The organism is Kribbella sp. NPDC000426, from assembly GCF_040300265.1.
Lineage (GTDB): Bacteria > Actinomycetota > Actinomycetes > Propionibacteriales > Kribbellaceae > Kribbella.
In genome coordinates, this window is sequence record NZ_JBEPDK010000007.1 from 1 (window position 1) to 14,263 (window position 14,263).

The 14,263-nt window shown below is 68.5% G+C and carries 14 protein-coding genes and 1 rRNA gene; 4 read left to right on the forward strand and 11 right to left on the reverse strand.

The features are described 5' to 3' along the window. The 3 genes from ABT313_RS31570 to ABT313_RS31580 all read right to left on the reverse strand — a co-directional run. Positions 1-171, reverse strand: a 16S ribosomal RNA gene (locus ABT313_RS31570); the annotation flags it as partial. A gap of 577 nt (positions 172-748) precedes the next feature. Beyond that, on the reverse strand, positions 749-2,041 hold the full coding sequence (gene tyrS, locus ABT313_RS31575) for a tyrosine--tRNA ligase (protein WP_350861365.1): 1,293 nt from the start codon (positions 2,039-2,041) through the stop codon (positions 749-751). A gap of 60 nt (positions 2,042-2,101) precedes the next feature. Further along, positions 2,102-3,139: an App1 family protein phosphatidate phosphatase gene (locus tag ABT313_RS31580; protein ID WP_350861367.1), complete on the reverse strand. Its 1,038-nt coding sequence runs from the start codon at positions 3,137-3,139 to the stop codon at positions 2,102-2,104. 109 nt (positions 3,140-3,248) lie between these two features. On the opposite strand from ABT313_RS31580, the gene ABT313_RS31585 reads away from it, so the two are divergent. After that, positions 3,249-4,196 (forward strand): LLM class flavin-dependent oxidoreductase, encoded by a 948-nt coding sequence (locus tag ABT313_RS31585; RefSeq protein WP_350861369.1) that lies wholly within the window; start codon positions 3,249-3,251, stop codon positions 4,194-4,196. A 13-nt stretch (positions 4,197-4,209) separates the two neighbouring features. Here ABT313_RS31585 and ABT313_RS31590 read toward each other — a convergent pair whose 3' ends face one another. From ABT313_RS31590 to argC, 8 genes are read right to left on the reverse strand one after another with little or no spacing between them, the layout of a single operon-like run. Continuing rightward, positions 4,210-4,881, reverse strand: a complete 672-nt coding sequence (locus ABT313_RS31590; RefSeq protein ID WP_350861371.1) for a DNA-3-methyladenine glycosylase — start codon at positions 4,879-4,881, stop codon at positions 4,210-4,212. Between the two features lie 43 nt (positions 4,882-4,924). Next, positions 4,925-6,337, reverse strand: coding sequence for an argininosuccinate lyase (gene argH, locus ABT313_RS31595; RefSeq protein ID WP_350861373.1), 1,413 nt, complete (start codon positions 6,335-6,337; stop codon positions 4,925-4,927). A 3-nt stretch (positions 6,338-6,340) separates the two neighbouring features. After that, positions 6,341-6,850, reverse strand: coding sequence for an arginine repressor (locus tag ABT313_RS31600; protein ID WP_350861375.1), 510 nt, complete (start codon positions 6,848-6,850; stop codon positions 6,341-6,343). Continuing rightward, positions 6,847-7,782: an ornithine carbamoyltransferase gene (gene argF, locus ABT313_RS31605; protein WP_350861377.1), complete on the reverse strand. Its 936-nt coding sequence runs from the start codon at positions 7,780-7,782 to the stop codon at positions 6,847-6,849. Before argF ends, ABT313_RS31600 begins: the two co-directional genes overlap by 4 nt. Continuing rightward, positions 7,782-8,981, reverse strand: a complete 1,200-nt coding sequence (locus tag ABT313_RS31610) for an acetylornithine transaminase (protein WP_350861379.1) — start codon at positions 8,979-8,981, stop codon at positions 7,782-7,784. The genes argF and ABT313_RS31610 overlap by 1 nt, the downstream gene beginning before the upstream one ends. Continuing rightward, positions 8,978-9,856 carry an acetylglutamate kinase gene (gene argB, locus ABT313_RS31615; RefSeq protein WP_350861381.1) on the reverse strand — a complete coding sequence of 293 codons (879 nt, stop codon included), beginning with the start codon at positions 9,854-9,856 and terminating at the stop codon, positions 8,978-8,980. Before argB ends, ABT313_RS31610 begins: the two co-directional genes overlap by 4 nt. Further along, entirely contained in the window at positions 9,853-11,055 is a 1,203-nt protein-coding gene (gene argJ / locus ABT313_RS31620; RefSeq protein WP_350861382.1) for a bifunctional glutamate N-acetyltransferase/amino-acid acetyltransferase ArgJ, read from the reverse strand. The genes argB and argJ overlap by 4 nt, the downstream gene beginning before the upstream one ends. Then, a complete protein-coding gene (argC, locus tag ABT313_RS31625) occupies positions 11,052-12,083 on the reverse strand; it encodes an N-acetyl-gamma-glutamyl-phosphate reductase (RefSeq protein ID WP_350861384.1) in 1,032 nt (343 codons plus the stop codon). Before argC ends, argJ begins: the two co-directional genes overlap by 4 nt. Before the next feature lie 169 nt (positions 12,084-12,252). On the opposite strand from argC, the gene ABT313_RS31630 reads away from it, so the two are divergent. From ABT313_RS31630 to ABT313_RS31640, 3 genes are read left to right on the forward strand one after another with little or no spacing between them, the layout of a single operon-like run. Continuing rightward, complete coding sequence (locus ABT313_RS31630) at positions 12,253-12,762, forward strand: carboxymuconolactone decarboxylase family protein (RefSeq protein ID WP_350861386.1); 510 nt, start codon at positions 12,253-12,255, stop codon at positions 12,760-12,762. Further along, positions 12,759-13,619 carry an RNA polymerase sigma-70 factor gene (locus tag ABT313_RS31635; protein ID WP_350861388.1) on the forward strand — a complete coding sequence of 287 codons (861 nt, stop codon included), beginning with the start codon at positions 12,759-12,761 and terminating at the stop codon, positions 13,617-13,619. The genes ABT313_RS31630 and ABT313_RS31635 overlap by 4 nt, the downstream gene beginning before the upstream one ends. Positions 13,620-13,659: 40 nt before the next feature. Next, on the forward strand, positions 13,660-14,178 hold the full coding sequence (locus ABT313_RS31640) for a GNAT family N-acetyltransferase (protein WP_350861390.1): 519 nt from the start codon (positions 13,660-13,662) through the stop codon (positions 14,176-14,178). The last annotated feature ends 85 nt before the right edge of the window (positions 14,179-14,263 follow it).

A 14,263-nucleotide genomic window follows, 5' to 3' on the forward strand; every position in this document is an offset into this window, starting at 1 on the left:
CCGGTATTAGACCCCGTTTCCGAGGCTTATCCCAAAGTTGAGGGTAGGTTGCTCACGTGTTACTCACCCGTTCGCCGCTCGTGTACCCCCGAAGGGGCCTTACCGCTCGACTTGCATGTGTTAAGCACGCCGCCAGCGTTCGTCCTGAGCCAGGATCAAACTCTCCGTTGAAAAATATGACAAACCAGAAAAACTGGTGAGTCGACAATCGAAAAGCGATCCTTTGAATCAGAAACAAAACCATTACTGGCTTGTCATCCGTATATTTCAAAGGAATCCGAACACAGACAACAAACAACCACCCACCAAAACCCTCCAAGAAGGCCCTGGCAGCAGATCATTCGAAGCCCATGCACGGGGTTAATGCATCTTTCGGCATTGACTTTCGGCACGCTGTTGAGTTCTCAAGAATCGGACGCACACCGCAGCTTGACCTTTCGGTCAGGCTCCCGGGGCAACCTGCGCTACTTTACCGGATCAGATCCACCGAGTCAAGACCCGATTTTCTGACCTTCCACCCGCATCCAAGCTACCGCCCCGAGTCAGACAACCCGGTTCGGCTCAGCTAGCCTTGGGGGGTTCGGAGCGACCGGCCGCTTTCGCGTCCCGCGCCTCGCTCCAACAAGAAGAACATTACGTGGCCCGCAGGTGGCCGGTCAAATCGGTTCCCGGTGTGCTGAATCACAGGCTTGTAATTTGCCTTCGGCGACCCCGATGTGGGAGTGGAGCCCACCCCGCACCCGAGCTCTCAGCCTTGGGTCGGCGACGCCAGAACCCCTGCAAATGAACGCTTCCCGCGCCGCAGCACCAGCACGCCGCCCGGGAGCAGGTCGTCCGTGCCAGGCACGTACTCCGCGTCCTTCACCTTCTCGTTGTTCAGGTACCCACCGCCCTCGGCCACAGTCCGCCGCGCAGCAGACTTGCTGGCGACCAGTCCGGACTTCACCAGGAGGTCGCCGTACGTTGGCATCGGTTCGCCGGCGCCCAGCTCCACATGGGGTGCTTCTCGTAGTGCCGCGACCAGCGTGGAGCCGTCGAGCGACCCCAACTCCCCCTGGCCGAACAGCGCCTTCGAGGCCTCCTGCACCCGACGCGTCTCCTCAGCGCCGTGCACCAGCGTGGTCACGTCCTCCGCGAGAACGCGTTGCGCCTCCCGGGCCTGTGGACGCTCTGCCGTCGCCTGCTCCAGCGCGGCCGTCTCCTCCGGCGTACGGAAGGTGTAGTACCGCACCAGCTGCATGACGTCCCGGTCGTCGCTGTTGAACCAGAACTGGTAGAAGGCGTACGGCGAGGTCAGCTCGCGGTCTAGCCACACCGTGCCGGACTCGGTCTTGCCGAACTTGGTCCCGTCGGCCTTGGTCACCAGTGGGGTGGCCAACGCATGCGCCTTCCCGCCCTCGCTGCGGCGGATCAGCTCCACGCCGGCAGTCAGGTTCCCCCATTGGTCACTGCCGCCGGTCTGCAGTGTGCAGTTGTGCCTGCGGTAGAGCTCCAGGTAGTCCAGCGACTGCAGCAGGACGTAGCTGAACTCCGTGTAGCTGATCCCCTGCTCCAGCCGAGCCTTCACCACTTCCCGGCCGAGCATCCGGTTCACCGGGAAGTGCTTCCCGATGTCCCGGAGGAAGTCGAGGGTGTTGAGGTCCTTGGTCCAGTCGTAGTTGTTGACTATCCGGGCCGGGTTCGGCAGCGACTCGTCGAAGTCGACGAACTTCTCCACCTGCGCACGGACCTTCTCGACCCATTCTTGGACGACGTCCTTCGGGTTCAGCACCCGCTCCGAGGTCTCCTTGGGATCACCGATCAGCCCGGTGGCGCCGCCGACCAACCCGATCGGGTTGTGGCCGGCCAGCTGGAGTCGCCGCAGCGTCAGCAGCTGCAGCAGGTTCCCCATGTGCAGGCTGGGCGCGGTGGGGTCGAAGCCGACATAAGAGGTGATCGGTCCCGCCGCCATCGAGGCCCGAAGGGCATCCGGGTCGGTGGAGTGGGCAATCAAGCCACGGCTCTCCAGGTCATCCAGTACCTGGGTGCGGCGTTCGGTCACTTGGTCTCTCCTCGAGTACGTCGGTCACCTCTAGTGTCCTGTACTGGGGCCAGGCGACGCTCAGGTGGGTTCCGGACGCGCGAGCACGTCACGGAGCTGTGGACGGAGCGCATGTCCGTCCGGCCCCTGCACTGTGACCGCGGTCGGGCGGTGCGGGTCGTGGGCGCCCGGGTCCTGGTTAGGCACGGGGAGTCCGTGTGACAGGACCTGCTCGGCCGGAGTGAGCTGGCGGATGCCGATGGCCAGCACGTGGTCCGGGTGCGACTGCGCGAAGTCGCCGTACAGCTGGGGGTCGTGCTGGCCGTCGTCGCCGATCAGCACCCAGCGCACATTGGGGAACTCACGCGCCAGCCGGCGCAGTGCGGTCCGCTTGTGCTCCTGGCCGCTGCGGAACCAGCCTGTGTTCGTCGGTCCCCAGTCCGTCATCAGTAACGGCCCCGGCGGGTACCCGTGCCGCGCGAAGAAGCGGGTCAGCGTCGGAGCGGTGTTCCACGCTCCCGTGGACAGGTAGAACATCGGCGCACCGGGGTGGTCGGCCAGCAGCTCGTCGTACAGCCCTGCCATCCCTGGTACGACGCGGCGCGCCTGCTCGTCGCGGACGAACGTGTTCCATGCGGCGATCATCGGACGCGGCAGCATCGTCAGGATCACCGTGTCGTCGATATCGCTGACCAGCCCGAACGTGGCGTCCGGATCCGGTACGAAGATGCGCGCCCGGGCCTGGCGCTCGCCGTGGACGCCGAGCATGATCTCGTGCCACCCCGCCGGCAGCACCTCCGGAACGGTCAGGTCGATGAACCCGCCGCGGTCGGTGACGGCGTCGTACGTCCGGCCGTTGATCGTGACGGAGACCAGCACCTTGGTCGCCGGCGCCGTGACGAAGACCCGCCAGCCGCGCACCACCTGGTCCTCGTCGTACCGCGGCTGGTTGCGCGGGTCGCGGCCGAGGACGACGCGCGCCAGCACGCGGACGAACTCCGTGTTGCCGTAGCCGACCTGCGGGATGATCCGCTCCTGCCAGCCACGACGCCGCAACACGGCCTGCACCCCGACGTTGAACCAGTCCTCGAGACGGGACGCGTAGTGCGGACGGGCCATACCAGAAACCTACCCGGAGCATGGTCCCCTAGTCGTCCTCACTCGCGCGCGGCGAGAAGCTTTGACCCGCACTTCACGAACTGTCGGCGGCGTCTCCTAGGTTCTGTCCATGACCGCTCTCGGAATGTGCTTCCCGCGTACCTTCCCGGCCGCCCTCGTCACCGACGTGGCCCGGCGTCTCGACCGCGGCGGCGCGGACGAGCTATGGATCATCGAGGACTGCTTCTTCACGGCCGGCCCGTCGCTGGTGTCGGCCGCGCTGACGTCGACCGAGCGGCTGACCGTCGGGCTCGGCATCGCACCTGCGGTCGCGCGTACGGCGGCTGTGACCGCGATGGAGTTCGCGACGCTGGAGGCGCTCGGACCGGGGAGGTTCCTGCCCGGGATCGGCCACGGCGTGCAGTCGTGGATGGAGCAGATGGGTGTCCGGCCGAAGTCGCCCCTGACAACTCTCGAGGAAGTCACCACGACTGTCACCCGGCTGCTTGCCGGCGAAGAGGTCAGCTTCGCGGGCAAGGCGGTGTACCTCAAGGACGTGAAGCTGGACGCGCCGCCGGTCACCCCGCCGCCGATCCTGCTCGGGGTGATGGGGCCGAAGTCGATGGCGCTGGCGGGGCGGGTCGCGGGAGGCGTCGTGCTCGCGGAGCCGGCGACTCCGGCGTACGTGCGGCAGTCGGTGGAGTACGCCGGTTCGCCGGACGGGTTCGTGGTCGCGGTCTTCGCGGCGATGTGTGTGCGGGAGGACCGCAAGACGGCGTACGAGTGGACCGCGCCGTGGCTGGGCTGGCGGATCGGCGACCAACACCCGGGCGTGACGGCGTTGCCGTTCTTTGAGGACATGAAGAAGTTGTTCGACGAGTCCGGCGTCGAGGGGCTGGTGGGGATGCCGACGGACTGGTGGACGCAGATCGGCGCGATCGGGACGCTCGAGGATGCAGCCGCGCATATCGAGGCGCTGGAGGCAGCCGGGGTGGACCACGTCGGGCTGTTCCCGGATCCGGAGGTGGAGCACGGGCTTCCGCAGCTGGACTACGTGCTCGAGCTGACCAAGCGGTAGGCCCTGATGGGTGTCAGGCTCGGCGCTTCGGGACGTGGGGGCGGTACGGCGAGACTGTCGGGTCGCCCGGGATCCAGAAGCGCCAGGCTCGGTCGGCTGCCTCGCGCAGGCCGACACGCGGACCGGTGGACGGCTCGCCGTCGAAGCCGGGGCCGCGGAGGAGCTGGATCGGTGAGTCCTTGGCGAGCAGGTCGGTGCCGTTGCCTTCACCTCTGATGCCGAGGGCAACACACAGGCGGGCCGGGCCGCGGGCGAGATCGCGGTCCGGGTCGGCCTTCGGGCGCTTGACCACCGGGCCTTGTCTGACGCCGGCCTGGTTGAAGGCGACCTTCTCGACGGCGGGCTGGCCGCGGCGGGCGCGGGCCAGTTCGACGCCTTCGACGATCTGGCCGGCGCGCAGCAGGACGGCCGACGGTTTGCCGGGCGGGCCGACGACGACGTTCATGCAGAAGTGCATGCCGTAGGTGAAGTAGACGTACAGGAACCCGGGCGGGCCGAACATGATCGCGTTCCGCGGAGTCTCACCGCGGTAGGCGTGCGAGCCCGGATCGTTCGGCCCGTCGTACGCCTCAACCTCGGTGATGCGCGCGACAACGGTCCCCTCGTCGGTGGTGCTGCTCACCAACATCCCCAGCAACTTCGGCGCCACTTCCAGCACAGGACCATCAAGAACCGACCGACGCATGCGCAGCACCTTAGGCGACCGCCGGGCGGGCGAGCGGGCGGGGTCAGCCTAGGCGGGTGCTGTGCTGTGCGGCTCTGGTGCGGAGTTCGGTTAGTTGGGTTTCTACCTGGGGCTGGGCGGTGCCGCCTCGGGTGTTGCGGGAGGACAGGGAACCCTGGACGGTGAGGACTGTGTGGACCTCGGGGGTTAGGTGGGGGGAGATCGCGGCTAGATCGTCGTCTGTGAGGTCCCAGAGTTCGATGCCGCGTTTTTCGCAGGCCTGGACGCAGGCGCCGGCTAGTTCGTGGGCCACGCGGAAGGGGACCTTCTGGCGGACGAGCCACTCGGCGATGTCGGTTGCCAGGGAGAAGCCCTGCGGGGCCAGCTCTTCCAGACGGGCGGTGTTGAAGCGCAGCGTCCGGATCATCCCGGTGAATGCAGGCAGCAGGACCTCGAGTGTGTCGATGGAGTCGAAGACCGGCTCCTTGTCCTCCTGCAGGTCGCGGTTGTACGCGAGCGGCTGCGCCTTCAGCGTCGCCAGCAGACCGCTCAGGTTGCCGATCAGACGACCGGCCTTGCCGCGGGCGAGCTCCGCGATGTCCGGGTTCTTCTTCTGCGGCATGATGCTCGACCCGGTCGAGAACGCGTCGTCCAGCTCGACGAAGCCGAACTCCTTCGTCGCCCAGATGATCACCTCCTCGGCCTGCCGGGACAGGTCGATCCCAATCTGCGCGGTGACGAACGCGAACTCCGCCACGAAGTCCCGCGACGAGGTCCCGTCGATCGAGTTGGCCGACGAGTTCGTGAACCCCAGCTCGTGAGCGACGAACACCGGGTCCAGCCCCAGCGAACTCCCGGCCAGAGCACCCGAGCCGTACGGCGAATCCGCGGCGACCCGCGCGTCCCAGTCGGCCAGCCGATCCAGGTCGCGGATCAACGGCCAGGCGTGCGCGAGCAGATGATGCGACAGCAGAACCGGCTGCGCGTGCTGCAGGTGCGTCCGACCCGGCATCGCCACACCGAGGTGCTGCGCGGCCTGATCAGCCAACGCGTTGACCTGCTCCAGCACCAGCCGCCCGATGATCCGGCCGTGCTCCCGCAGGTAGCTCTTGAACAGCGTCGCGACCTGGTCGTTCCGCGAACGCCCCGCCCGCAGCCGACCACCCAACTCAGCACCGAGCCGATCGAGCAACCCGTGCTCCAGCGCGGTGTGCACGTCCTCGTCAGCCTCAGCAGGCAGGAAGCGGCCCGCGAGCACATCCTCGAGAAGCCCGTCGAGCCCGGCAAGCATCGCGGCCAGGTCCTCGTCGGTCAGCAACCCCGCACGGTGCAACACCTTGGCGTGCGCCTTCGACCCAGCAATGTCGTACGGCGCCAACCGCCAGTCGAAATCCGTCGACTTGCTAAGGGCCGCCAACGCATCCGCCGGGCCACCTGCAAACCGGCCACCCCACAGTCCAGCAGTACTCAAGGTCATTCCTTACTTCGGTTCGCGGGCTGCCAGGGACAGGAAGCGGGTGGCGAGTGCTTCGCCGCCGGTTGGGTTTCGGGAGACGACCATGACGGTGTCGTCGCCGGCGATGGTGCCGAGTACGTCGTCCAGGCCCACGTGGTCGATTGCCGACGCGAAGTACTGGGCCGCACCCGGCGGGGTTCGCAGGATCACGAGGTTGGCGCTGCCTTCGGCCGACACCAGCAGCTCGGACGCAACCCGGGCCAGGCGCGCCTCGAAGGCGGCTGCCTCGCCGGCTCGCGGCGTACGGTCACCGCCTTCGCCCGGTACGGCGTACACGAGCTGGCCGGACGAGTCGCGGACCTTGACCGCACCGATCTCGACCAGGTCGCGCGACAACGTCGCCTGCCCGACGACGAGGCCGGACGCGGCCAGCAGATCGGCCAGCTCGGTCTGCGAGCGGACCGGCTGCCGGCCGAGCAGGTCGACGATCCGCTGCTGACGCGCGGTCTTGGTCGTCGGTACGGCAACGTTCATTCCCCGAAACTCCTTGCCAGCAGCCACGACAGCAGCGCCTTCTGCGCGTGCAGCCGGTTCTCGGCCTCGTCCCAGACGACCGATTGCGGGCCGTCGATCACGGCCGCGTCGATCTCCTTGCCACGGTACGCGGGCAGGCAGTGCAGCACGATCGCGTCCGGCTTCGCCTTGGAGAGGAGCTGCTCGGTCACGGCGTACGGCACGAACGGAGCCTCACGCGAGGCCGCCTCGGCCTCCTGTCCCATCGACACCCAGGTGTCGGTGGCAAGCACATCCGCTCCGTCGGCCGCCGCGATCGCGTCCGCCGTCCACGCCACCGATCCCCCGGTCGACGCGGCGATCTCGCCGGCGCGCTGCAGGATTGCGGGATCCGGCTGGTACTCCGCCGGCGATCCGACGACGACATGCATGCCCGCGGTCGCGCCGCCCAACAGGTACGAGTGGGCCATGTTGTTGGCGCCGTCACCCAGATAGACGAGCTTGAGCCCGGCCGTCGAGCCCTTGTGCTGCCGGACGGTCTGCAGGTCGGCGAGGATCTGGCACGGGTGGAATTCGTCGGTCAGCGCATTGATGACCGGCACCGCGGACGCGGCCGCCATCTCCTCGATGCGCGCCTGACCGAACGTCCGCCACACGATCGCCGCGACCTGCCGGTCGAGCACGCGCGCGGTGTCCGCGATCGGTTCGCCGCGGCCCAGCTGCGACGTCTGCGCGTCGATGATCAGCGGTACGCCGCCGAGCTCGGAGATCCCGACCGCGAACGAGATCCGGGTCCGGGTCGAGGTCTTGTCGAAGATCACCGCGACCGTCTTCGGCCCGCTCAACGGCGTGTGCCCGTGCCGGTCCCCCGCCAGCTGTGCGGCCAGCGTCAGTACTTCGTCCTGCTCGACCGGCGACAGGTCGTCGTCCCGCAGGAAGTGCCGTACTGCCATCAGACCTCCACCTTGTCGAGCAGCCCGGGAAGGGCCGCGACGAAACTGTCCGCATCAGCCTTGCTCAGGATGTACGGCGGCGCCAGCCGCAACGCACCCGGGATCGGATTGTTGATCACGAACCCCGCCTCCAGCGCCAGCGCCGCGACCTGGTCGGACACCGGCTGGGTCAACTCGATCGCCAGCAGCAGCCCGCGCCCGCGGACGCCCGCGATCATCGGGTGGTCGAGGGCGATGATCGACGACGCGAGGTGGTTGCCCACGGCATTCACCTGGGCCAGCAGCCCGTCCCGCTCGATCACGGTCAGCACCGCGAGACCCGCGATCGACGCGACCGGGTTGCCGCCGAACGTCGTACCGTGATTGCCCGGCTGGAGCAGATCCGCGGCCGCGCCGAGACCGATGCAGGCGCCGATCGGGATACCCGCGCCGAGGCCCTTCGCCACCGTCACGATGTCCGGCGTGATGCCCTCGGGCTCGAACGCGAACCACGTCCCGGTCCGGCCGATCCCGGTCTGGATCTCGTCGAGCCACAACAGCGCGCCGTGCTCGGACGTGATGCTCCGCGCGGCCCGCAGGTACCCGGGCGGCGGTACGACGACGCCGTTCTCGCCCTGGATCGGCTCGAGCACGACAGCCGCCGTGTCGTCGTCAACGGCGGCGGCGAGCGCCTCCGGGTCGCCGTACGGGACGAACTCCACGTCGCCGGGCAGCGGCGCGAACGCCTCGCGGTACGCCGGTTTCCACGTCACCGCGAGCGCGCCCATGGACCGGCCGTGGAACGCGCCGACGGTCGAGACGATCTTGGTCCGGCCGGTGCGCCGGGTGATCTTGAACGCGGCCTCGTTCGCCTCGGTGCCGGAGTTCGTGAAGAACACCTTGCCCGGGGCGTTGAAGAGACCGAGCAGTTTCTCCGCCAGCGCGATCTGCGGCGCCGAGGCGAAGAAGTTCGAGACGTGCCCGAGGGTGGCGAGCTGCGAGGTGACCGCGGACACCACGAACGGGTGCGCGTGACCGAGGCAGTTCACCGCGAGGCCGCCGAGCAGGTCGAGGTACTTGTTGCCGTCGGCATCCCACAGGTACGCGCCCTCGCCGCGCACCAGCACGCGCTTCGGCGCCCCGAAGGTGTTCATCAGGGCGCTCGAATAACGAGAGGTGAGCGTTGCCTGCGAGCCGTCGACGGTCACAAGTTCGGTCATGACGGAATCACCTGGGTTCCACTTCCGGCGTCGGTGAAGATCTCGAGGAGCAGCGAGTGCGGGACACGGCCGTCGATCACGGTCGCCCGGGACACGCCCGACTCGACCGCGCGCAGGCAGGCTTCCATCTTCGGCACCATGCCGGACGCCAGCGACGGCAGCAACTCGGCCAGCTCGGCCGTGTCGATCTGCGTGATGATCTCGTCGCTGTCCGGCCAGTTCCGGTAGAGCCCGGCCACGTCGGTCAGGACGACGAGCTTCTCGGCGCCGAGCGCGACCGCGAGTGCGGCGGCCGCGGTGTCGGCGTTCACGTTGTGTGCCTGGCCGTCCTCGTCCGGCGCGATCGTCGACACCACCGGGATCCGGCCGGCATCGATCAGGTCGACCACCGCCTCCGGACGTACTTCGACCACGTCGCCGACAAGTCCGATGTCGACGTGCTCGCCGTCCACCAGCGCCGTCCGGCGTTCCGCGGTGAACAGGCCCGCGTCCTCGCCGGACATGCCGACCGCGAACGGGCCGTGCGCGTTCAGCAGACCGACCAGCTCGCGGCCGACCTTGCCGACCAGGACCATGCCGACGACGTCCATCGCCTCCGGCGTGGTGACCCGCAGCCCGCCGCGGAACTCGCTGTCGATACCGAGCCGGCCGAGCATGTCGCTGATCTGCGGTCCGCCGCCGTGGACGACGACGACCCGCACCCCGGCGTACCGGAGGAAGACGATGTCGGAGGCGAACGCCTGCTTGAGCTTGTCGTCGACCATCGCGTTGCCGCCGTACTTCACGACGACGGTCTTGCCGTGGAACTCCTTGAGCCAGGGCAGGGCTTCGGTCAGTACGGCGGCCTTCTCGACCGCGTCTGCATGACTGTTCACGAGGAGTAGGCCGAGTTCTCTTCGACGTAGGCGTGGGACAGGTCGGTGGTGAGCACGGTCGCGGACGCGGGGCCGGCGTGCAGGTCGATCAGTACGTCGATCTCCAGGCCACTCAGGTCCGCCTCGGAGCGATCGACGCCCTTGCCGCCGGCAACGCAGATGGCAGCGCCGTTCAGGGTGATGTCGAGCAACGACGGATCGAATGCGGTGGGCGCGTTCCCGACTGCCATCGCGATCCGTCCCCAGTTCGGATCGGAGGCGAAGAACGCGGTCTTGCAGAGGTTGTCCTCAGCAACGATCTTGGCGGCGGCCAGCGCCTCGGCCTCGGTCGCGGCGCCCTGGACGGTGATGCTGACGTGCTTGGTGACGCCCTCGGCATCGGCCTGCAACTGCTTCACCAGGTCAGCAGCCAGCAGGGTCAGCGCCGCCTCGAACGCCTCGGGCGTGACACTGACCCCGGACGCGCCCGAGCTGAGCAGGAGCACGGTGTCGTTGGTCGACGTACCGCCGTCGACGTCGAGCCGGTTGAACGTCTTGCCGACCGCGTTGCGCAGCGCGTGGTCGAGGTGCGGCTGGTCGAGGACGGCGTCGGTGGTGATCACGCTCAGCATCGTCGCCATGTTCGGCGCGCACATCCCGGCGCCCTTCGCGAACCCGCCGATGCTCCAGCCGTCCGGGTGCTTCAGCGCGGCCTGCTTCGGCACGTTGTCGGTCGTCATCACCGCAGTCGCGGCAGCCAGACCGGCGGCGGCGTCGTCGGCCAGCGCGGCGACCGCCTTGTCGATACCGGGCAGGAGCGCATCCATCGGAAGACGTTCGCCGATCAGACCGGTCGAACAAACGCCGATCTCGGCGGCCCCGACACCCAGAACCGCAGCCAGCTTCTCCGCGGTCTTGTGGGTGTCCTGGAAACCTTCCGGGCCGGTGCACGCGTTCGCGCCGCCGGAGTTGAGTACGACGGCCTTCAGCGCCCCCGCGGTCAGGACCTGCTGCGACCACAACACCGGTGCGGCCTTGACCTTGTTCGTGGTGAAGACACCGGCGGCGACAGTGGAGGGGCCGTCGTTCACGACGACGGTGAGGTCCGGCGTACCGGCGGGCTTGATCCCGGCGATCACCCCGGCCGCGCGGAAGCCGGCCGGCGCGGTCACTCCGGCGCTCCGATCGACTTGGGTGGCGGGAGTGACAGCAAGGCTCACGGTGCGACTCCTACGAGGGGAAGGGCCAGGGTCTCGTCGAGACCGAGGGCCAGGTTCATGCACTGCACGGCTCCGCCGGCGGTGCCCTTGGTGAGGTTGTCCATCGCGGCCACGATGACGGCGCGGCCGGTGCGCTGGTCGAGGGCTACTTGCAACTGCACGGTGTTGGCGCCGAGGGTGGCCTGCGTCTGCGGCCACTGCCCCTCCGGCAGCAGGTGGATGAACGGCTCGTCGCGGTACGCATCCTCATAGGCCTGCCGGAGCGCGGCCAGGTCGGTGCCGTCGGCAATCGGTGCGCTGCAGGTGGCGAGGATGCCGCGGGCCATCGGGACCAGCACCGGCGTGAACGACACGCTCACGGGCTGATCGGCGTACGGCGTGAGGTTCTGCTCGATCTCCGGCGTATGCCGGTGGACCCCGCCGACGCCGTACGCCGACGCCGAGCCCATCACCTCCGCGCCGAGCAGATGCGTCTTCGGGGCCTTGCCCGCCCCCGACGTACCGCTGACGGCGACGACCACCAGCTGGGTCGGGTCGACGAGTCCCTGCTGTACGGCGGGGAGCAGGGCGAGGGTGGAGACGGTGGGATAACAACCCGGTACGGCGACCCGGTTCGACCCGCGCAGCTTGTCCCGCTGACCGGGGAGCTCCGGGAGCCCGTACGGCCACGAGCCGGCATGCTCGCCGCCGTAGAACTCGACCCACACCTCGGCCTCGGTCAGCCGGAAGTCCGCGCCGCAGTCGATCACGGTGACGTCCTCGCCGAGCTGCTCGGCGATTCCGGCGGACTGTCCGTGCGGCAGGGCCAGGAACACCACGTCGTGACCGGCGAGATTCTCCGCCGTGGTCTCGACCAGGATGCGCCCGGCCAGCGGCACGAGGTGCGGGTGGTGCACGCCGAGCGCCGTACCGGCGTTCCCGCCGGCGGTCAGGGCGCCGATCTCCACCTCGGGGTGACTGCTCAGCAACCGGAGCAGCTCGCCCCCCGCGTACCCACTGGCCCCGGCCACCGCCACCTTCACGCTCATGTGAATGAGTATGCCATGAACCGGATGAATATCCAACCGCCGTATCACCAGGTGTGTGATGCGAGTCATGTCACGGGGTGGGGGTGGGGCGTGTCCAGGGGGTGACGACGAACTGGAGGGTGAGATGGCGCGGATCGGGTTGGAGCATCGGCGGGGATGGTTTGTGCGGGTGGCGGAGTGGGGTAGCCGGCGGAAGTACGGGACGGTGCTGGAGCCGGGGCAGGCGGCGTTGCACAACCGGCGGGTGCTGGTGTCGATGCTGCTGCTGGAGGGGTCGGCGGCGCGGTGGAACAAGCTGGACCCGGAGCTGAAGGCGCTGGCTGTGATGGTGACGTCGGCACGGATCGGGTGCAGCTGGTGCATGGACTTCGGCTACTGGGAGTTCCACCACCAGGGTGTCGCCCAGGCGAAGCTGCGTGATGTGCCAGGGTGGCGGGACAGCGACGTCTACTCGGATCTGGAGCGCGCGGTGATGGACTACGCCGAGGCGATGACGGCGACCCCGCCGGAGGTCACCAATGAGCAGGTCGAGCGGTTGCGCGCAGACCTCACCGACGAGCAGCTGGTCGAGCTCACCTCCATCATCTCGCTGGAGAACTACCGCTCCCGCACGAACGCCGCACTCGGGCTGACCAGCCAGGGCTTCAAGGAGACCTGCGAACTGAGGCCGGTCAGATGACCGAGGAGCAGTTGGCCAGCGAGTTCGCCGAGCACCGGTCCGTGCTGGTCGGCGCGGCGTACCGCGTCGTCGGCAGTGTGAGCGATGCGGAGGACGTGGTCCAGGAGGCGTGGCTGCGCTGGACCGGCGTCGACCACGACGAGGTGCGTGACACCCGCGCCTACCTGATCCGCATCACCACACGACTGGCCCTCAACCGGCTGCGCGAGCAGAAAGCCCGCCGCGAGCAGTACGTCGGACCGTGGCTGCCGGAGCCGCTCGCGACGGACGACGATCCCGAGGCAGCGGTCGAGCTGGCGGACTCGGTCAGCATGGCGATGCTCGTCGTCCTCGAGACGCTGTCCCCGCTCGAGCGGGCAACCTTCGTACTGCGTGAGGTGTTCGACCTGCCGTACGACGAGATCGCGGACACGCTCGGCCGCTCCGAACCCGCCGTACGGCAGCTGGCTCATCGGGCCCGCGAGCACGTCCACGCGCGGCAGCCGCGGCACCACGTCGACAAGGCGCGCCACGACGAGGTGACGATGCGGTTCATGCAGGCGGCCGGGTCGGGCGACTTCGACCAGGTGGTCGCGTTGCTCGCGCCGGACGCCGTGCTGATCAGCGACGGCGGCGGCAAGAAGAAGGCGGCGCTGCGGCCGATCCACGGCGCGGACAAGATCGCGCGCTGGCTGTTCGCGGTGATCGCGGAGAACCCGGGCTTCGAGATCCGGATGGGCACGCTGAACGGCGAGGTCGCCTACATCGCGTACGACGGGGACGCGCCGGACACGGTCGCGTTCCTGAAGACCGAGGGCGGGCTGATCAACGAGCTGTACCTGATCCGCAACCCGGACAAGCTCGAGCACATCCACTGACCCGTAGACTATCTGCAACTCAGTCGCAGATGGAGGTGCGGTGAAGTACCTGGTGATCGACTCGGACGAGGCGCTCGATCCGGGCTTGCGGGCGGACCTGCTGGACACCTGGGTCGCGGCGACGAACGCCGGCGGCGCGGTCGGGTACACGCCGCCCGCGCCGGTCGGGCAGATCGCCGAGAACCTCGACGGCGCCCTCGGCCGGGTCGCGGCCGGGCTGGACCTGCTCGGCGTGCTGCACACCGGTGAGCGGTACGCCGGGATGGGCCTGCTGGTGAGCTCGGGCAGCGCGCTGAACGAACACTGGCGGACCGTGTTGCGGGTGATGGTCCACCCGGAGCACCAGGGCAACGGCGCCGGCCGCGCATTGATGGAGGGGTTGCGCGGCTCGGCGGTCGACCTCGGCCTCGAACAACTCCAGCTGACGATCCGCGACGGGCTCGGCCTGGACAAGTTCTACGGTCCCCTCGGGTACCGCATCGTCGGCACCCACCCCCGCGCGGTCCGCGTCGCTCCCGACGACTACCGCGACGAGATCATGCTCGTGCAGGACCTGTAGTCGCGGATCCCCAGGCCATCACATTCGTCGGTCGCCGGCGGCTCGCCGCGTGGTGCGCCCGCGGAGCGTGCGTTGTGATGGCCTG